Source organism: Brevundimonas sp. SPF441, from assembly GCF_009661015.1.
In the GTDB taxonomy this organism is placed as follows: Bacteria; Pseudomonadota; Alphaproteobacteria; order Caulobacterales; family Caulobacteraceae; genus Brevundimonas; species Brevundimonas vesicularis.
On the sequence record NZ_WJWX01000012.1, the window covers coordinates 43,498 to 61,506 of the forward strand.

16 protein-coding genes are annotated in these 18,009 nt (G+C 68.2%); 10 read left to right on the plus strand and 6 right to left on the minus strand.

Features of this window, described 5'->3' with window-relative positions; all coding sequences use genetic code 11:
• Positions 1 to 27 precede the first annotated feature (27 nt).
• A complete protein-coding gene (gene ubiG / locus GGC30_RS08790) occupies positions 28 to 843 on the plus strand; it encodes a bifunctional 2-polyprenyl-6-hydroxyphenol methylase/3-demethylubiquinol 3-O-methyltransferase UbiG (RefSeq protein WP_153923516.1) in 816 nt (271 codons plus the stop codon).
• A gap of 185 nt (positions 844 to 1,028) precedes the next feature.
• Here the strand turns inward: ubiG and GGC30_RS08795 are convergent, their stop codons facing one another.
• On the minus strand, positions 1,029 to 3,080 hold the full coding sequence (locus GGC30_RS08795; RefSeq protein WP_153923517.1) for an OPT family oligopeptide transporter: 2,052 nt from the start codon (positions 3,078 to 3,080) through the stop codon (positions 1,029 to 1,031).
• Between the two features lie 121 nt (positions 3,081 to 3,201).
• On the opposite strand from GGC30_RS08795, the gene mutM reads away from it, so the two are divergent.
• The 4 genes from mutM to GGC30_RS08815 are packed head-to-tail and all read left to right on the plus strand — an operon-like array spanning position 3,202 to position 6,315.
• Positions 3,202 to 4,065, plus strand: a complete 864-nt coding sequence (mutM, locus tag GGC30_RS08800) for a bifunctional DNA-formamidopyrimidine glycosylase/DNA-(apurinic or apyrimidinic site) lyase (protein ID WP_153923518.1) — start codon at positions 3,202 to 3,204, stop codon at positions 4,063 to 4,065.
• Positions 4,066 to 4,083: 18 nt separating this feature from the next.
• Complete coding sequence (locus tag GGC30_RS08805) at positions 4,084 to 4,527, plus strand: hypothetical protein (protein ID WP_153923519.1); 444 nt, start codon at positions 4,084 to 4,086, stop codon at positions 4,525 to 4,527.
• Between the two features lie 59 nt (positions 4,528 to 4,586).
• Positions 4,587 to 5,375, plus strand: a complete 789-nt coding sequence (locus GGC30_RS08810) for an enoyl-CoA hydratase-related protein (protein ID WP_153923520.1) — start codon at positions 4,587 to 4,589, stop codon at positions 5,373 to 5,375.
• A 52-nt stretch (positions 5,376 to 5,427) separates the two neighbouring features.
• Positions 5,428 to 6,315, plus strand: coding sequence for an alpha/beta fold hydrolase (locus GGC30_RS08815; protein ID WP_228763682.1), 888 nt, complete (start codon positions 5,428 to 5,430; stop codon positions 6,313 to 6,315).
• Positions 6,316 to 6,318: 3 nt separating this feature from the next.
• Here the strand turns inward: GGC30_RS08815 and GGC30_RS08820 are convergent, their stop codons facing one another.
• The 3 genes from GGC30_RS08820 to GGC30_RS08830 all read right to left on the minus strand — a co-directional run bounded on the left by GGC30_RS08820 (position 6,319) and on the right by GGC30_RS08830 (position 9,489).
• Positions 6,319 to 8,493: a protein-disulfide reductase DsbD gene (locus tag GGC30_RS08820; RefSeq protein ID WP_228763683.1), complete on the minus strand. Its 2,175-nt coding sequence runs from the start codon at positions 8,491 to 8,493 to the stop codon at positions 6,319 to 6,321.
• A gap of 85 nt (positions 8,494 to 8,578) precedes the next feature.
• A complete protein-coding gene (locus tag GGC30_RS08825) occupies positions 8,579 to 9,007 on the minus strand; it encodes an OmpA family protein (RefSeq protein WP_153923522.1) in 429 nt (142 codons plus the stop codon).
• A gap of 131 nt (positions 9,008 to 9,138) precedes the next feature.
• Positions 9,139 to 9,489, minus strand: coding sequence for a glycine zipper domain-containing protein (locus GGC30_RS08830; protein WP_066625255.1), 351 nt, complete (start codon positions 9,487 to 9,489; stop codon positions 9,139 to 9,141).
• 142 nt (positions 9,490 to 9,631) lie between these two features.
• Between GGC30_RS08830 and GGC30_RS08835 the strand changes: the two genes are divergently transcribed.
• Together GGC30_RS08835 and GGC30_RS08840 are read left to right on the plus strand one after the other, a co-directional pair.
• Complete coding sequence (locus tag GGC30_RS08835) at positions 9,632 to 10,567, plus strand: diacylglycerol kinase family protein (RefSeq protein ID WP_153923523.1); 936 nt, start codon at positions 9,632 to 9,634, stop codon at positions 10,565 to 10,567.
• On the plus strand, positions 10,567 to 11,418 hold the full coding sequence (locus GGC30_RS08840) for a metallophosphoesterase (RefSeq protein ID WP_055808812.1): 852 nt from the start codon (positions 10,567 to 10,569) through the stop codon (positions 11,416 to 11,418). The genes GGC30_RS08835 and GGC30_RS08840 overlap by 1 nt, the downstream gene beginning before the upstream one ends.
• 167 nt (positions 11,419 to 11,585) lie before the next feature.
• On the opposite strand, the gene GGC30_RS08845 is transcribed toward GGC30_RS08840, so the two are convergent.
• Entirely contained in the window at positions 11,586 to 13,031 is a 1,446-nt protein-coding gene (locus GGC30_RS08845) for an AMP nucleosidase (RefSeq protein WP_055754590.1), read from the minus strand.
• Positions 13,032 to 13,159: 128 nt separating this feature from the next.
• On the opposite strand from GGC30_RS08845, the gene GGC30_RS08850 reads away from it, so the two are divergent.
• Positions 13,160 to 14,410, plus strand: a complete 1,251-nt coding sequence (locus tag GGC30_RS08850) for a multidrug effflux MFS transporter (protein ID WP_153923524.1) — start codon at positions 13,160 to 13,162, stop codon at positions 14,408 to 14,410.
• Between the two features lie 62 nt (positions 14,411 to 14,472).
• A complete protein-coding gene (locus GGC30_RS08855) occupies positions 14,473 to 16,425 on the plus strand; it encodes a M1 family metallopeptidase (protein ID WP_153923525.1) in 1,953 nt (650 codons plus the stop codon).
• Between the two features lie 2 nt (positions 16,426 to 16,427).
• On the opposite strand, the gene GGC30_RS08860 is transcribed toward GGC30_RS08855, so the two are convergent.
• Entirely contained in the window at positions 16,428 to 16,859 is a 432-nt protein-coding gene (locus tag GGC30_RS08860; RefSeq protein WP_153923526.1) for a DUF488 family protein, read from the minus strand.
• Between the two features lie 115 nt (positions 16,860 to 16,974).
• Between GGC30_RS08860 and GGC30_RS08865 the strand changes: the two genes are divergently transcribed.
• Entirely contained in the window at positions 16,975 to 17,952 is a 978-nt protein-coding gene (locus GGC30_RS08865) for a complex I NDUFA9 subunit family protein (RefSeq protein WP_153923527.1), read from the plus strand.
• Positions 17,953 to 18,009 lie beyond the last annotated feature (57 nt).

The window sequence follows — 18,009 nt, forward strand, 5'->3', positions numbered from 1 at the left end:
AGGGCGCGAAGGTTCATCCCTCGCGTCATGACCGCTTCTAACGGCGCCGCTCCGTCTCGCCTACCCCAACAGGGGCATGGTTTTTCGCAAAATTCGTCCGAAACGGCGTTCGGCGCATCGATCGACCCCGCCGACGTGGCGCGCTTCTCGGCCCAGGCGGCCGAATGGTGGGACGCGCACGGGCCGTTCGCGCCGCTGCACCGCTTCAATCCCGCGCGGCTGGCGTTGATCCGCGAACAGCTTTGCACGCGGCTGGGCCGCGATCCCAAGGCGCGCGCGCCGTTCGAAGGTCTGACCCTGCTGGACGTGGGATGCGGCGGCGGATTGATCGCCGAGCCGATGCGGCGGATGGGCTTTGACGTCACCGCCATCGACGCGTCGTCCGAGAACATCGGCACGGCCCGCGCCCACGCCGACATGGTCGGCCTGGATATCGCCTATCGCGCCGCCACGGTGGAACAGATCGAGGCGGAAGGGGCGGGGCCGTTCGATGTGGTCCTGACGATGGAGGTGATCGAACACGTCGCCGATCCCGAAGGCTTCGTGCGCGCCTGTTCGCGCCTGGTCCGGCCGAGCGGGGTGATGATGGTCGCCACCCTGAACCGCACGCTGAAGTCGCTGGCCCTGGGCAAGGTGGCGGCGGAATACATCCTGCGCTGGGTTCCGGCCGGCACACACGACTGGCGCCAGTTCCTGAAGCCCGAGGAAATCCGCACGATGCTGGCCGCGGAGCCAGTGACGGTCGAGGGCCCCTATGGCCTAAACTACGACCCGCTTCACGACCGATGGAGCCAGACCGACGATGCGGGCATCAACTATATGATGGTCGCCACGCGCGCCTGAGCCAGCTTTTCCCTCCCCGTTCCGGGGAGGGTGGTCGCGCTAGCGACCGGGTGGGGGCGGCCGGCAAGGCCGCACCTGTTCAACCTAAGACAGACTTGCGACGTGTCGCCCTGCCGCCCCCACCCGGCTTCGCCTTCGGCTCAGCCACCCTCCCCCGCAGGGGAGGGAGAGGCGCCAGTCCGCCCCTAGACCTTCGAAGCCCGGCTGCGCGTCCAGGCGTACAGGCCGAACACCGCGACGGCGAAGCCGACGATGCCCGCCAGCATGGCCGGCCAGGCCGAATCCTCGGGCAGCATGGCGAAGGGCGCGTCGTCCCTGGTCGCCACGATCACCCCGGCGGTGAAGACGCCGAACAGGCTTTCGCCGACGATCAGGCCCGAGGCCAGCAGCACGCCCATCCGACGCGCCACGTCGGCGTAGCGGGTGGATGAGACCGCCTTGTCGTAGATCCAGCCGGCGACGGCGCCGATGACCAGCATGGTTGTCACCGCAGCCGGCAGATAGAAGCCGATGCCGACGGCCAGCGGCGGCAGCTTGACCTTGCCCTTGGTCGCCTTCGACACGACCGCGTCCAGCACGATGATGACCACGCCGATCGCCGCGCCCAGACCGATCAGGTCCCAGCGCAGGTCGCCGCCGATGACGCCGCGCGCCAGGGCCGAGATCAGGGTGGCTTGCGGGGCCGCCAGGGTTTTGGCGCCTTCCACGATGGCGGGCGGGCCGCCTTCGAAGCCGAAGGCCTGGTTCAGCAGGTTCAGGATGAAGGGGATCACCAGGGCGCCGGCGCCGACGCCGACGATCAGCGCCACCTGCTGACGCCACGGCGTGGCCTCGACCAACTGGCCGGTCTTCAGGTCCTGAAGGTTGTCATTGGCGATGACGGCGACGGCGAAGACCACCGCCGTCACGATCAGGGCGAAGGCGATGATCGACGGATCGGCCGGCACGCCGGCGATGGCCATGACGCCCAGCATCAGCAGCGAGGCGATGACGATGGCCAGGATGCCGACGCCCGACACGGGGCTGTTCGACGACCCGATCAGACCGGCCATATAGCCGCAGATGGCCGCCACGGCGAAGCCGATCAGCACCACATAGACCAGGCCGCCGATCACCAGGAGCGGCGTCGATCCCGCCAGGGCCGGGGCGCTCTGGGCGAACCAGGCCAGGAGGCCGGCGATGCCGACCAGGCAGGCGACCGAAACGCCGCCCACCAATTTGATGGGCAGGTCCTGTTCGGTGCGCTCAAGCACTTCGCCGTGGGCGCGTTTGGCGTTGGCGGCCAGCGCCGAGGTCAGGCCGCCGATCAGCGGACCGGCCAGTTTGATCAGGGTCCAGATGGCGGCGACGCCGATGACGCCCGCGCCCATGAACCGCACTTCGCGCGCCCAGACGGTGGTCGCCAGCTCCTCGGCCGGCGCGCCGGCGGGCAGGGTCGAGGCGATCGACGGAATGCCGTGCGCCGTCAGCCACGCGATGGTGTCCGGGCTGGTCAGGATCGGCACGGCGATGGCCCAGGCCAGCACCAGGCCGAACAGCTGCGCCAGACCGACCGTCAGGCCGATCAGGTGACCGGCGCCTAGCAGGGCGAACTGCATGCCAAAGCCCATGCCGGTGGCCCCGCCGCCCAACGCGGCCGGCAGCTTGAAGAACTTGGCCGCTTCGCCCGCAAAGACCCGACCCGCGACCAGCAGGGCGTAGCCGGACGACACCACAGCGCCGGCGACCACGACCCACAGGCCCGACTTGTTCTCGCGCACCGCGCTTTCGGTCTGTTCGGCTCCGCGCGACCCGACCTTCAGCACCTCGGCGGCGGCGACGCCTTCGGGGTAGGGCAGGCCGCCGTTGACGACCAGCGCCCGGCGCAGCGGGATCGAGAAGGTCACGCCCAACACGCCGCCCAGGATGCAGATCGCCACCGACTGCCAGAACGGAAACTCCAGCCACCAGCCGATCATCACCAGGCCCGGCAGGACGAAGATGATCGAACTCATGGCCCCGCCGACCGAGGCCACAGTCTGGACGGTCATATTCTCCCAGATGGTCGAGGTGCGAAACGCCCGCAGCACCGCCATCGAGATCACCGCCGCCGGAATGGCCGAGGCGAAGGTCAGGCCGACCAGCAGGCCCAGATAGGTGTTGGCGGCGGTGAAGATCACCGCCAGCAGGCAGCCCAGCACCAGGGCGCGGAGCGTAAGTTCTAGCCGGCCCTTGGGGGCGGCGGCGGCGTCTGTCATATGCGAGGTCCCACGTTTGCGCGGACGTAAGCGCATTCTGTCGCAGGCGGCAACTGGTCGCGGTCAGATGCGGGCGCCCCCGCCGCTTGGCCCCGCGAGCCGGACGGGCTAGGACCGGGCCATGCCCGAACTTCCCGAGGTCGAAACCGTCCGACGCGGCCTGACGCCGGTGCTGGAGGGCGCGCGGCTGTCGCGGGTCCGGATCAACCGGCCCGACCTGCGATTTCCCTTCCCCGAGCGTTTCGTCGAACGGCTGGAGGGGGCGACGGTGCTGCGGATAGACCGGCGGGCCAAATATCTGCTGATGCCGTTGTCCACCGGCGAGACCTGGATCACCCATCTGGGCATGACCGGCCGCTTCACCCTGGACGGCACCCTGCTGGGCGAGTTCGAGGAGGCCGCGCCCATCGCCGGCAAGCATGAACATTTCAGCGGCTGCGCCATCCGCGATGGGGCGGCGACCCGCATCGGCTACGCCGACGCGCGTCGGTTCGGCTTCATGGGCCTGATCTCCAGCGACCAGGTCGAGACCCATCCCTGGTTCGCCGGCCTGGGGCCCGAGCCTCTGGGCAACGGCTTTTCCGGCGCCCATCTGGTTGAGGCCTTTGCGGGCAAGAAACAGAACATCAAGGTCAGCCTTCTGGACCAGCGGATCGTCACCGGCCTGGGCAATATCTATGTGTGCGAGGCCCTTTACGGCGCCCGCATCTCGCCCCTGGTCGCGGCTGGATCGGTGTCGAAGGCGCGGCTGGAGCGTCTGGCGACCGAAGTCAGAAACGTCCTGAACGACGCCATCGCGGCGGGCGGCTCGACCCTGCGCGACTTCGCCAACGCCGAGGGCGGCCAGGGCTATTTCCAGCACCGGTTCGACGTCTATGGCCGCGAAGGCGAACCGTGTCGGGGTGAGAAATGCACCGGCGTCGTCGCCCGCATCGTCCAGGGCGGCCGCTCCACCTTCTACTGCCCCTCCTGCCAGAGGCGATAAGCCTTCGAGATCCGACCCATGCGCAAAATCCACCTGTGGATCAGTCTGATCGTCGGCGTCCTGGTCTGGGGCGCCTATTTTGTCCACTTCATCCAGGGCTTGCGCACCGGCGACCTCGGCGACCTGATCTGGTGGTTCGTCGCCGCCCTGGTCGTCGCCGCCGTCGCCGAGGCCGCCGCCACCGGCCTGATCGCCCGGCTGTTGCGCCGCCGCGCCCGCGTGCTGGACGAGGGGCCGACGCTTCAGGCGGCGTTGAAGGCGGGTCATGTCGCCCTGATGCTGCTGGTCGGCCTGGTGCTGATCTCGGCGCTGATCCTCGCCCTATCGTCCATCTTCGGCTGGACGCTGGACCTGTCGGGCGCGCGGGGTCAGGTGATCGCCGCCAATTTGCTGCTGGGCATGGTGGTCGTGGTCGAACTGGCGCGCGCCGCCCTGACCCTGGCCCTGATGCCCCGACGGTAGCGCCTGCGCTAGCGGGCCCCGCCGCGCGCCTGTATGACCGCCGTCAAAGGAGACCGACCATGGCCGACGCCTATTCCAACCTGCTGATCGAACGCCACGCCGACGGCTATGCGGTGGTGACCCTGAACCGGCCCGAGGCGCTGAACGCCCTGAACTCGGCCCTGTTCAAGGACCTGGCCGACTTCCTCGACAGCGTCGAACAGGACGACAGCGTGCGCTGCCTGATCCTGACCGGCTCGGGCGAAAAGGCCTTCGCCGCCGGCGCCGACATCAAGGAGATGGCGGACCAAACCTATGCCCAGATGTACACGGGCAACTATTTCGCTCTCGGCCACGACCGCATCACCCGCTTCAGAAAGCCGATCATCGCCGCGGTCAACGGCTTCGCTCTCGGCGGCGGCTGCGAACTGGCCATGCTGTGCGACTTCATCGTCGCCTCGGACAAGGCGAAGTTCGGCCAGCCCGAGATCAACCTGGGCGTCGCGCCGGGCATCGGCGGTTCCCAGCGCCTGACTCGCTTGGTCGGCAAGTCCAAGGCCATGGACATGGTCCTGACCGCCCGCATGATGGACGCGACGGAGGCTTTAGCGTCCGGTCTGGCCTCGCGCGTCTACCCGCACGACACCTTGCTGGACGAAACGCGCAAGATCGCCGCCAAGATCGCTTCGCAAAGCCCGCTGGCGATCATGGCCAACAAGGAGATGGTCAACGCCGCGCTGGAGACGACCCTGACCCAAGGCGTCCAGTTCGAACGCCGCCTGTTCCACTCCCTGTTCGCCTTCGAGGACCAGAAGGAGGGCATGTCCGCCTTCGTCGAAAAGCGCAAACCCGAGTTCAAGGGGCGATAGGTCGCAACACTGAGGTCAACCGATCGCCGTGATCGGGCGTTAGGGGCGGATGATGATCCGCCTCCTCGCCTCGCTCCTTGCGACCCTGTTCGTCCTCGCCCCCGTCGCCGTCCAGGCCCAATCTCAAACGCCGGCCTTCAGCTCCAGCCGCATCATCGTCGAGACGCGCGGGCGGGGGCCGGACATCATCTTCATCCCCGGCCTGGGCTCGACCGGCTCGGCCTGGCGTTCGACGGCGGATCGGCTCGATAACCGTTACCGGGTGCATCTGGTCACTCTGCGCGGCTTCGGCGAGACGCAAATCGGCGACAATGTCAGCGGCGGTCTGGCCGGCCCGGCCGCCAGCGAGATCGAACGTTACATCCGCGAGCAGCGCATCGACCATCCCGCCGTGATCGGCCATTCGCTGGGCGGCCAGATCGCCCTGCGCGTCGCCGCCGACATGGGCGACCGCATCGGCCGCGTCATGGTGGTCGATTCCTCGCCCTTCTTCCCGTCCCTGATCGACGCCCGCACCACATCCGATCAGGTCGAGCCCCTGGCCCGTCTGGGCTATCAGGCCCTGCTCCTGTTCGGCGATCAGGCGCTGAAGTCCCAGGTCGCGGCCTTTGGCGTGGACATGGGTCTGGCCGGCGACATGGTGTTTGAAGGGCTGGGGCTTCAGGGCGGCGACCGGCGCGTCCTGGCCCAGGGTCTGTATGAGGCCCTGACCGTCGATCTGCGCCCCCGCCTGTCGCAGATCACCGCTCCGGTCACTGTCGTCTATGGCTGGACCCGCGATCCCGACGCGCCCCGCAATCGGCTGGAGGGTCTGTATCGCTACGGGTTCGAAGGGCTGGCGCGCACGGCCAGGTTCGAGCGGATCGAAGGCGCCGAACACCAGGTGATGATCGAACAGCCGCAGCGGTTCCTGGCGGCGGTGCAGCGGTTCCTGAGCTGACGCTCAATCCTTCAGCGCATCCGCGACCACGCCCTCGGTCAGCAGTTGCGGCAGGATTTCCGGCTCGGCCCGACCCGGTCGATACAGCAGATACAGCGGCACGCCCGATCGCCCGTGCGCCTGAAGCTCACGCGTGATGGCGTCGTCGCGCCGGGTCCAGTCGCCGACCAGATAGGCGGCGTTCGCTTCGCGCATGGCCTTGGCGACACGGGGCGAAGACAGGGCCGCGCGTTCGTTGATCTTGCACGTCACGCACCAGTCGGCGGTCAGATTGACCAGCACGGGGCGTCCCGACGCGGTCGCTGCATTCACCGCCGCCGCCGACCAGGGCTGGGCCGCCAGCGGGCCGCTGTCGCCTTGCGGCGCGGCGTCCGCACTCCGCGCTGCGCCGGCCGCAACGCCTGCCAGGCCCAGCGCCAGAACGCCGACGACGATCGCGCAGATCGTGGTCAGGATTGGTCGTTCATCACGCTGACGCGCCGCTTGCGCCAGACCCGTCAGCCAGGCCGCCAGGGCCAGCAGCAGCGCCGCCGTCAGCAGCAGCCCCAAGGCGTCGACGCCGCCCTGTCGCGTGAACACCCACAGCAGCCACAGCGCCGCCCCATACATGGGAAAGGCCAGCAGACCCTTCAGCCGCTCCATCCAGACGCCCGGTCGCGGCAGGCGCGACAGCAGGCCGGGCGACAGGCTGATCGCCAGATAGGGCAGGGCCAGACCCAGCCCCAGCATCAGGAACACGGCCAGCGCCATCGGCCAGGCCAGGACCAGGGCCGCGCCGAGCGCTGCGGCCATGAAAGGCGCGGTGCAGGGCGCTGCCACGACCACGGCCAGCACCCCGGTGAAGAAGGCGCCAGCCGATCCGGGCAGGCGCGACAGGGGGCCGGACCCCGCGTTCTGCAATCCGGCGCCGACATGGAAGACGCCCGACAGATTCAACCCGACCAGCAGCATGACCAGGGCCAGGGCCGCGACCACGCCCGGCGACTGAAGCTGGAACCCCCAGCCGATCGCCTGGCCCGCCGCCCTCAGCGCCAGCAGGGCGCCAGCCAGAACCAGGAAGCTGACCAACACACCGGCGGTGAAGGCCAGGCCGTCGCGCCGCGCCCGCGCCGGATCATGCGCCGCCGCCGACAGCGACGCCGCCTTCATCGCCAGAACCGGGAAGACGCACGGCATCAGGTTCAGCACCAGCCCGCCCAGCAGCGCCAGGCCCAGGGCCTGAAGGAAGACCAGAGCGCCGGTCTTCGCCAGAGTCTTTGTGGCGTCGTCCAGCGGCTTGAGCGCCGCGCCGCCTTGGGCGCCCGCCAGAGGCGCGCCCGGCTCCGCCGTGATCTCCCACGCGCCCTTGTCAGTCGCCAGGACGCCGGTCAGCGCCGTCTGCGCTGCATCCTTGCCGGCCGTCAGCGTCAGCGTCAGGCCATTGGGCCCCCGCTGGCCCGACTGGGCCGCCGCATGGTCGATCCGCCCGCCGTCGAAAGGATAGAAATAGACTTGGCTGATGTCGGCGCCCGCCTGGTCGCCAGATAGCGGCCCGCCGGTGGCGGTCAGGATCAGCTGGCCGCCCTGACGCGTGACGCGCGCCTCGATCCCGGCCGGTCGCGGCGCGGTTTCGACCAGCCGCTCGATCTCTTCACCCCAAGGTTTGGCCAGGGGCGCTGCGCCCTCGCGCACCGGCAGGGCCAGCGACAGGGTCATCGGCTCGGGCACGCACATCTGATCGCTGCACACCAGAAACAGCACATCCGTCGTCAGAGTCAGCACTTCGCCCGGCCGCGCCGTCGGCGGCACATGGATCGGCACGGGCAAGAGCACCGCGCCCGAATAGCCATAGTTCATCAGGCTCATCAGCCGCTGGCGGCTGGGCAGGGGCCACAGGATCGGATCGGCGGTTACCCCGGCGGGCAGGGTCCAGATCAGGCTGGTCGCGCCGCCGCTGTCGCCGGGATTGCGCCAATAGGTGTGCCAGCCGGGCGCGATCTTCTGGCGCACCGCCACCACGGTCGTCGAACCGGGCGCGACCCATTGCGACATCGGGACCAGTTCGGCCTCGATCCGCTCGGTCCGCTGCGGTCCGAAGGCGACGACGCCCGTGGGCTGGCTCTGCACCGGCTGGGCGACGGTCGCCGAAACGCCCGTCAAACTGAACAGCAGGCCGAGGAGAAGAGCGAAGAGGCGCAAACGCGTGTTCCGGCAGGCGAGGGGAGCGCCGCAACCTAATGCGTCACGCGTCCCCGCGCCATCGCTGCGCCCGCCCCCGCGTCGATCAGCGCGGATAGGCCTCGTAGATCACTTCCGCGCGGCGCCGCAGCGGTTCGTCATTGCCGGCTGCCGTTGTGGCGCCCGCATCGCCTGCGGCGTTCAGCTCGAAGATCGGCGCGGGCATACCCGCCTGGGTGAGCGCCTCGACCACCGTCCGCGCGCGCCGCTGCGACAGGTTCAGATTGGCTTCGGGCGTTCCCGTGGCGTCGGCCAGGCCCACCACGCGCACCTTGCGCACGTCGCAATCCTTCGCCTTGGTCGCCGCCGCCTTCAGCACCATCGCCGCCGGCTCGGTTAGCCGCGCCTGATTTTCCAGGAAATAGATATCGAAACGCCCCGGCGCGCACAGCGATTCGCCCACCACAAGCGCCTCGCGCTTCGGCATCGGCGCGCACGCCGCCAGCATTCCCACGGTCGCCACAGCCAGACCCATCGATCGCTTCATCTCAGCCCTCCTCCGGCTCGGCCGGCCCATTACGCAAAAGAGGCGGCCCGTCGTCCGACAGGCCGCCTCTTCAACCTAACGCCGGTCGCGGACCTTCGCGACCGGCATCTGATCACTGATCAATAACGGCGCTGACCGTTGTCCCAGTAGCACTCGTCCTGACGGTTGTCGTAGCAGTAGTAGTAGCGACCTTGGCTGTCGCGATAACGCTGCTGGTTGTTGCGGTCCTGGTTGGAGCCGCGGATGGCGCCGGCCGTGCCGCCCAGGGCGCCGCCGATCAGGGCGCCGGTCGCAGCGTTGCCCCCGCCGACGTTGTTGCCGATGATGGCGCCGGCGACGGCGCCCAGGCCGGCGCCGATGGCGCCTTGGCGGACGGTTTCGTTCGAGCCGTTGTTATAGCCGTACGGGTCGCTGGCGCAGGCCGAAGCCAGCAGGCCGGCGCCGGCAATCGCGATAATCGCCTTTTTCATGATGAATTCCTTTGTCCCTGGGTGTTGGCCCCTGTGGGCAGCAAACGTGTCCTCGCGGCATAGGTTCCGCGTCGGCAGACTGCATCTGCAACTATGGTGACGCTTGGGCGGAACGACGGCGCCTGCGGGGCGTTCGGCCGCCATGACCGATGTCGCCCACCCCCCCTCCGATGCAGACGACAAAACTGCGTTGACGCCCCATGCCCAGATCCGGCACGCCGTGATGCTGGTCAATCCGCTGTCCGGAAGCGTGGGGCCCCGCGCCGCCGGCGAGGCCGAAGCCCTGTTGGGGCAGTATGACCTCAAGGCCGAGGTCGTGTCGTTCGAAGGGGGCAACTTCGACCAGATCATCGCCGACGCCTTCGCCGCCAAGCCGGACGTGATCTTCGTTCTGGCCGGCGACGGCACGGCGCGCTCGGTGGCGTCGAAGGCCAAGCCTGACGGTCCGATGATCGCGCCCTTGCCTGGCGGCACGATGAACATGTTGCCCAAGGCGCTTTATGGCACCGCCGACTGGAAGCTGGCGCTGAAGCGGGCGCTGGAGGAGGGCGAGCCTCAGGCCGTATCGGGCGGCGAGGTTCAGGGCGAATACTTCTATTGCGCCGCCATTCTGGGATCGCCGGCGCTGTGGGCCCCGGCGCGCGAGGCGATGCGGACCGGCAAGATCAAACTGGCCTGGCAATATGGTCGTCGCGCCCTGAAACGCGCCTTCTCCGGCCGTCTGCGCTTCACCCTCGATGGCGGCGAGAAACGCCGCACCGAGGCTCTGGTGCTGATCAGCCCGATGATCTCCAAGGCGATGGAGGATCCCATCGGACTGGAGGCCGCCGCCATGGACCCCAGCGACACAACCCAGGCCTTCCGCCTGGCTGCGACAGCCTTGTTCAGCGATTGGCGCCAGGATCCGGCCGTCTCGACCCGCCCGGCGAAACGGATCGAGGTGCGCGCCCGCTCGAAAATTCCGGCCGTGATCGACGGCGAGCCGCTGCTGCTCAAGCCCGAGGCCGTGATCCGCTTCGTGCCCAAGGCCTTCAAGGCGCTGGCGCCCAAGCCGCCCTCAGCCGAGGACAGCATCTAGTGGGACGCGTTCTTCAGTTCTCCGACGTCCATTTCGGCTGCGAGCACAAACGCGCCTGCGCCGCCGCTCTGGAATACGCCCACGCAACGCCGAACGATCTGGTGCTGATCACCGGCGACATCACCCAGAAGGGGTTCCCCGACGAGTTCACGGCCGCGGGCGAATGGATGCGGGCCATGCCAGAGCCACGCTTCGTCATCGTCGGCAATCATGACGTGCCCTATTGGGACGCCATCGCGCGGGTCTTCCATCCCTGGCGGGCGTTCGAGACGGCGACAGGCTTTCCGGCCCACGACGGGCAGTTCTGCAGCGATGCGGTCATGGTGCGCGGCGTCGTCACCGCGCGCGGCTGGCAGGCGCGGCCCAACTGGTCGAAGGGCGTCATCGATCTGGACCAGACGCGGCGTGCGGCCGAGGCCCTGCGTCAGGCGCCGATCGGCGCGCTGCGGATCCTGGCCTGTCACCATCCGCTGATCGAGATGGTCGGCACGCCGATGACCGGCGACGTCAAGCGCGGCGACGAGGCGGCCCTGATCTTCGCCGAGGCAGGCGTCGATCTGATCATGACCGGTCACGTCCATGTGCCGTTCGCCATGCCGATCCCGCTGGCGGATCGCTGCTCCTATGCGGTCGGCTGCGGGACGCTGTCGCATCGCGAGCGCGGCGCGCCGCCCGGCTTCAATCAGATCGACTGGGACGCCAAGACCATCACCGTGACGGCCCTGGCCTGGGATGGAACGAGCTATCGCTCGCACCAGGTGTGGCGGCTGCCGCGCCGTCAGGACACCCGCAAGGCCACCACCGCGCCTAGCCCCGTCGAGCCCGGCGCGTTGGAGAAGGCGGCGGTCTGAAGACCCCAGATCCGTCCCCTCCCTGCGAAGTGGGGAGGTGGCTCGAAGCGTAGCGGAGAGACGGAGGGGTTCTTTGCTGGCTACAGGCGCCGGTGGGACTTCAAGAGCCCCTCCACCACGCTACGCGCGGTCCCCCTCCCCACGCTGTGGGGAGGAGACTTTCTCGCCTACCGGAACGGCGGCTCGTCGAAGGCGCGCAGTTTGCGCGAGTGCAGCTTTGAGCCTTCGCTGCGCATCAGGTCCACCGCCTGGATGCCGATCTGCAAGTGTTCGGAGATCGAACCTTCGTAGAAGCGGTTGGCCTGACCCGGCAGTTTGATCTCGCCGTGCAGCGGCTTGTCCGACACGCAAAGCAGCGTCCCGTAGGGGACGCGGAAGCGATAGCCTTGGGCCGCGATGGTGGCGCTTTCCATGTCGATGGCGACGGCGCGGCTCTGGTTGAAGCGCAGGGCCGACTTGGAATAGCGCAGCTCCCAGTTCCGGTCGTCGGTGGTCACGACGGTGCCGGTGCGCAGGCGCAGCTTGACCTCGTCGCCGGGCATGCCGCTGACCGACTTGGTGGCGTCGTACAGGGCGCGCTGAACCTCGGCGATGGAGGGGATGGGGATGTCGGGCGGCAGCACCGCGTCCAGCACGTGATCGTCGCGCAGATAGGCGTGGGCCAGCACATAGTCGCCGATGGTCTGGCTGGCGCGCAGGCCGCCGCAGTGACCGATCATCAGCCAGACGTGCGGACGGGTGACGGCCAGGTGGTCGGTGATCGTCTTGGCGTTGGACGGGCCGACGCCGATGTTGACCAGGGTCACGCCCTTATGGCCCGGCGCGGTCAGGTGATAGGCCGGCATCTGGTGCTTCTTCCAGGCCGTGTCGCTGATCGCCGCCTCGGGGTTGGGCGTATCGCGCGTGATCACCACGCCGCCGGCGCAGGATAGGGTCTGATACGGCGAGCCGGGCGTCCGAAGTTGCTCGATGGCCCAGCGCACGAACTCATCGACGTAGCGATTGTAGTTTGTGAACAGGACATAGGACTGAACGTCGTCCACCGGCGTGCCGGTGTAGTGTTTCAGCCGCGCCAGCGAGAAGTCGGTCCGTAGGCCGTCGAAGTGCGACAGGGGGAAGTCGCCGCCCATTTCGAACAGGCCGTCGGCGATCTCGTCGCCGATATGGGCCAGGTCCGTGGTGGGGAACCAGCGCGCAAGAGCCGCCGTCATCGACCGGTCCAGCGCGACCTCCAGCCCGTCGGTCACATAGGGGAAGGGGATCTCCTGGCGAGACAGGCCAACTTCGAAGGTCGCGTTATATTCCTGCTCCAGCAGGCCCAGCTGTTCGGTCAGATAGGGGCGGAAAAGGTCGGGCCGCGTGATCGTGGTCGAATAGCTGCCCTGTCTCGACAGCCGGGCGTAGGCGCGCGGCTCCAGGTCCTGGGGGCGATCCCCGTCCCAGCGGATGCGAAGTTCGGGATAGGCGAACACCCCTTCGGCGCGTTTGACCGGATCGGGCCGCGCGCCGGTATTGACGAAATCCCGCACGGCGTCGCGCAGGTTGGTCACGGATTGGGTGTAGAGGGTTTCGAGGCGGTCCAGCGCCGCCTGTGCTGTCATCTGTTCTGTCATGACTTCCTCTAGCGAAGCTTCGCGGCTTTGGCGAGGCGCCGCCCGTTCAAACCCGATTTCGCTGCATTGCAGCAATTTATGACGGGCGTGCGGTTGCGGATCGGGGCGTGACGGCGCATCTGGCCCGGATGTCTTCTTCCCTTGCGTCAGCGCCCGCCAAGAAGGAGCTCGGCTTCGTCGAGTTCGTCTGCCTCATCGCCCTGATGATGGCGCTGAATGCGCTGGCGATCGATTCCATGCTGCCGGCCCTGCCGCACATCGGCGCCGACCTGAACGTGGCGACCGACAACGACCGACAATGGGTGGTGACGGCCTATCTGCTGGGCTTCGGCGGGGCGCAGCTGTTCTACGGTCCGTTGGCGGATCGGTTCGGGCGAAAGCCTGTCCTGCTGTTCGGCGTCGGCGTCTATGTGATGTTCAGCCTGCTAGCGACCCTGGCGCCGACCTTCGAGACTCTGATCATGGCCCGCGTCGGCCAGGGTCTGGGCAGCGCCTGCACCCGCGTGCTGGCCGTCTCGATCGTGCGCGATCGGTACGAGGGGCGCACCATGGCGCGGGTCATGTCGTTCAGCTTCCTGGTCTTCCTGGGCGTGCCAATCCTGGCGCCGTCGCTGGGACAACTGATCATGCTGGTCGGACCGTGGCGCTGGATTTTCGCCGGGCTGGGCCTGATCGGGGTCGGCCTGATCGTCTGGGCGTCGTTGCGCCTGCCCGAGACGCTGAAGCCCGAGGATCGGCTGCCCATTCAGGTCAAGCGTCTGACGGCGGCCTACAAGATCGCTCTGACCGACCGCACCGCCGTCGGCTACACCCTGGCCATGACGGCGATCACCGGGGCCCTGTTCGGCTTCATCAACTCGTCGCCGCAGATCTTCGCCGACGTCTTTCACGCCGAGGCGGCGTTTCCGGCGGTGTTCGCGCTGATCGCGGGCGGCATCGCCGTGGCCTCGATCGTCAATGCGCGTCTGGTGGTGAAGCTGGGTTCGCGCAAGATTTCGCACACCGCCCTGATCGGCTTCACCAGCATCGCCGCCATTCATGCGGGGGTGGCGATCAGCGGTCATGAATCGATCTGGACCTTTGCGGTGCTGCAGACCCTGACCATGTTCTGTTTTGGCCTGATCGCGGGCAATTTTGGATCGATGGCGATGGAGACGATGGGCAAGATCGCGGGCACGGCGGCCTCGATCCAGGGCTTCATCTCCACCATCGTCGGCTCGCTGCTGGGCTTTGCGGTGGGCCAACAGTTCAATGGCACGACCATTCCGATGTCGGTCGGCTTCACCGTCTTCGGCCTGATCGCCCTGGGTTGGGTGCTGTTCGCCGAGCGGGGACGGCTGTTCCGGGCCCATCACGCGCCGGTCGCCGCCAAGGCTTGATCTTTTTCGCGTTTCCGCGCGTTCTCCGGGCCAATCGTCAAGATCAGCCCAGGAAAACCTCGATGACGCGCAAAGCGCTCGGTCTCGTCTCCGCCCTCGCCCTGGCCGCCGCCATGGGTCTGAGCGCCTGCTCCACCACGACGGGAGGGTCGGCCATGACCCCGCCCGCCATCGCCCCGGCGCCCGGTCCCGAAGCGGTGGACGTCCACACCCACGCCCGGCCCGAGATCGCCCGCGTCGTCGATGTGGCTCTGGATCTGACCGCCGACTTCAACGCCAAGACCCTGGCGGGCACGGCGACCCTGGACATCCTGGCGATCCCGGGCGCCAACGAGATCGTGCTGGATATCCGCGACCTGGACATTCAGGACGTGCGCGACGCGGCGGGTCAGCCGCTGCGCTATCTCGTCGGCGACAATGACGCCGTCCTGGGCCAGCCGCTGACGGTCTATTTCCCGGCCTTCGCCGCCAATGAGCGACGCAAGATCACCATCCGCTATTCCACCCGCCCGAATGCGGCGGCGCTGCAATGGCTGAACCCCAGCCAGACGGCCGGCGGACAGAAGCCCTATCTGTTCAGCCAGGGCCAGGCGATCCTGACCCGCACCTGGGTGCCGACCCAGGACAGCCCCGGCATCCGCCAGACCTATTCGGCCCGCATCACCGCGCCCGAAGACCTGACGGTGGTCATGAGCGCCGATCATCTGACGCCGAACGGCGAGCGGGCCGCAAACGGGATGAAGACCTGGCGCTTCCGGATGGACAATCCGATCCCGCCCTATCTGATCGCGCTGGGCGTCGGCGACATCGCCTTTGCACCGTTCGACGGCCGCACCGGGGTCTGGACCGAGCCCAGCCGCCTGCGCGCCGCCCAATGGGAGCTGGAGCCGACCGCCCAGATGGTGACGGCGGCCGAGAAGCTGTACGGCCCGTATCGCTGGGGCCGCTACGACCTGTTGGTCTTGCCGCCCTCCTTCCCGTTCGGCGGGATGGAGAACCCGAAACTGACCTTCGCCACCCCGACCATCATCGCCGGCGATCGCTCGCTGGTGTCGCTGGTCGCGCACGAACTGGCGCACTCCTGGTCGGGCAATCTGGTCACCAATGCGACCTGGAACGACTTCTGGCTGAACGAGGGCTTCACCGTCTATTTCGAGAACCGGATCATGGAGTCGGTCTATGGCCATGACCGCGCCATGCAGGAGCAGGTGCTGGGCTGGGACAGCCTTCAGGACACGCTGAGGTCCCTGCCGGCGGCGGACACCCGCCTGCATCTGGACCTGAAGGGCCGCGACCCCGACGACGGCATGAACGACATCGCCTATGAGAAGGGCGCCCTGTTCCTGCGGACCATCGAACGCACCGTCGGGCGGGATCGGTTCGACGCCTGGCTGCGCGGCTATTTCGACCGCAACGCCTATCGTCCCATGACCACGGCCATGTTCCTGCAAGACATCCGCGACAACCTGATTAAGGGCGACGCGACGCTGGAAAGCCAGCTGCAGATGGACGCCTGGGTCTATCAGCCCGGCCTGCCGTCCAACGCCGTGGCGCCGGTGTCTCACGCCTTCGAGCCGGTCGATGCGGCCGCCGTCGCCTTCTTCAAGGACAAGGGACCGGCCTCGGCCATTCCGTGGGCGGAATGGAACACCCAGCAGCGCCAGCGCTTCCTGGGCTGGCGTCCCGAGGGCCTGCGGACGGGCGCCGACTGGCTGACGAATGCGCAGCTGGCCGATCTGGAGCGCACGCTGAACCTGGCGAACGAAGGCAACGCCGAACTAACCTTCGCCTGGCTGCAGATCGCCCTGGCCCATCGGTATCAGCCGTCGGTCGCCACGGCCGAGAAGTTCCTGACCAGCCAGGGCCGTCGCAAGTTCGTCCTGCCGCTGTTCCAGACCCTGTGGAACGAGGGCGACTGGGGTCGCGGCAACGCGCGGCGCATCTACGCCGAGGCCCGGCCGCTCTATCACCCGGTCACCAGCGGTTCGGTCGATCAGTTGGTCGGACGGCCATAAGCCTAGAGGTCCACGACCGCCACGCCGGTTTCCTCCGACAGTCGTTCCGCCAGGACGGCGCGGTGGCAGCCGGCGTGGTCGGCCTCGAAGCACAGCAGGGCGACGGGTTTGTCGGCCGCCAGCGCCTTCAGCCGCTCGTACTCGATCTGCGCCTGGGGCTCGGCCAGGTGATCGGCGAAGATGGCGCGCATCTCGTCGACACGGCCCTTGCGCGCCGCGTCACGTCCCGCCTTGGGCGTGCCCAGCCCGCGCAGGTGGACATAGTCGATCCCTTCGGCCTTCAGGCTCTCGCCCAGGATCGTCTTGGAAAAGCCGGCGCGGCGGGATGCGGCGACCGCGCGGACATCGACCAGGGTTTGCACGCCGGCCGTCTTCAACCGCGCGATGACGTCGGCCTGGGTCGCGCCCTCGTAGCCAATGGTGAAAAGCTTCATCTGCCTCAGATGGGCGGCCGCGCGTCGAACGCCAGCGTGACCGTGAAGGCCCGCGTTGCGGTGCGGCGCCCTATCGTCTATCCCGCCGAAACGGATTTCGACTGGAGCTTTCCCCATGGCTGACCTCGCCCCCGGCGTCGTGACCCTCTTCGGAGGTTCGGGCTTTATCGGGTCGCAGGCGGTGCGCGCCCTGGCGCGTCGCGGCTGGCGCATTCGGGTCGCCGTGCGCAACCCGGTCCTGGCGATCGAAATCCAGCCGCTGGGCGATCCCGGACAGATCCAGTTCATGCGCTGCGACATCACCAATCCGGCGGATGTGGCGCAGGCCGTGCGCGGCGCGGACGCTGTCGTCAATCTGGTCGGCGTGCTGCATGACGCAGGCGGCAAGCGCGGCTTCGACGCCGTCCACACCGAGGCGGCCAAGACCATCGCCGAGGCCGCAAAGGCGGCGGGCGTTGAGCGCCTGGTCCAGATTTCGGCCATCGGCGCCGACGCCGCCAGCCCTTCGGCCTATGGTCGCACCAAGGCCCAGGCCGAGGCGGCCGTGCGCGCCGTTTATCCGGATGCGGTGATCCTGCGTCCGTCGCTGGTGTTCGGCGCGGGCGACGGCTTCCTCAATCGCTTCGCCGCCATGGCGACGATGGCGCCGGCCCTGCCGCTGATCGGCGGCGGCGAAACCCGGTTCCAGCCGGTCTATGTCGGCGATGTCGCCGAGGCCATCGCGCGCGGCGTGACCCGCGCGGACGCCGCCGGCCGCACCTATGAACTGGGCGGGCCGAGCCTCTATACCTTCCGCGAGGTGCTGGAGTTGGTGCGTCGTGAGACGGGCCGTGACCGGATGCTGGTTTCGGTGCCCTTCATCGTCGCCAAGCCCCTGGGTTCGCTGCTGCAACTGAGCCGGTTCGTCGGCCTGACCCCGCCGCTGACGCGCGATCAGGTGCTGATGCTGGAAAAGGACAATGTGGTTGCCGCCGACGCGTTCGGCCTCAGCGATCTGGGCATCGACCATCCGGCCGGCATGGCGGCGATCGCCCCGTCCTATCTGTGGCGCTACCGCGTCGGCGGCCAGTTCGCCGAAGCGCCCGCCCACTGAACCCTCCCCATCTGATGCCGCCGCCGGTCGCCTTCGCGCCCGGCGGCGTCTTCTGTT

Coding starts and splice junctions, on each gene's coding strand:
- ubiG (WP_153923516.1), top strand. CDS start 28: ATGACCGCTTCTAACGGCGCCGCTCCGTCTCGCCTACCCCAACAGGGG.
- GGC30_RS08835 (WP_153923523.1), top strand. CDS start 9,632: ATGACCGATGTCGCCCACCCCCCCTCCGATGCAGACGACAAAACTGCG.
- GGC30_RS08825 (WP_153923522.1), bottom strand. CDS start 9,007: ATGGGTCTGGCTGTGGCGACCGTGGGAATGCTGGCGGCGTGCGCGCCG.
- GGC30_RS08845 (WP_055754590.1), bottom strand. CDS start 13,031: ATGACAGAACAGATGACAGCACAGGCGGCGCTGGACCGCCTCGAAACC.
- GGC30_RS08865 (WP_153923527.1), top strand. CDS start 16,975: ATGGCTGACCTCGCCCCCGGCGTCGTGACCCTCTTCGGAGGTTCGGGC.
- GGC30_RS08795 (WP_153923517.1), bottom strand. CDS start 3,080: ATGACAGACGCCGCCGCCGCCCCCAAGGGCCGGCTAGAACTTACGCTC.
- GGC30_RS08805 (WP_153923519.1), top strand. CDS start 4,084: ATGCGCAAAATCCACCTGTGGATCAGTCTGATCGTCGGCGTCCTGGTC.
- mutM (WP_153923518.1), top strand. CDS start 3,202: ATGCCCGAACTTCCCGAGGTCGAAACCGTCCGACGCGGCCTGACGCCG.
- GGC30_RS08815 (WP_228763682.1), top strand. CDS start 5,428: ATGATCCGCCTCCTCGCCTCGCTCCTTGCGACCCTGTTCGTCCTCGCC.
- GGC30_RS08850 (WP_153923524.1), top strand. CDS start 13,160: ATGTCTTCTTCCCTTGCGTCAGCGCCCGCCAAGAAGGAGCTCGGCTTC.
- GGC30_RS08860 (WP_153923526.1), bottom strand. CDS start 16,859: ATGAAGCTTTTCACCATTGGCTACGAGGGCGCGACCCAGGCCGACGTC.
- GGC30_RS08830 (WP_066625255.1), bottom strand. CDS start 9,489: ATGAAAAAGGCGATTATCGCGATTGCCGGCGCCGGCCTGCTGGCTTCG.
- GGC30_RS08855 (WP_153923525.1), top strand. CDS start 14,473: ATGACGCGCAAAGCGCTCGGTCTCGTCTCCGCCCTCGCCCTGGCCGCC.
- GGC30_RS08810 (WP_153923520.1), top strand. CDS start 4,587: ATGGCCGACGCCTATTCCAACCTGCTGATCGAACGCCACGCCGACGGC.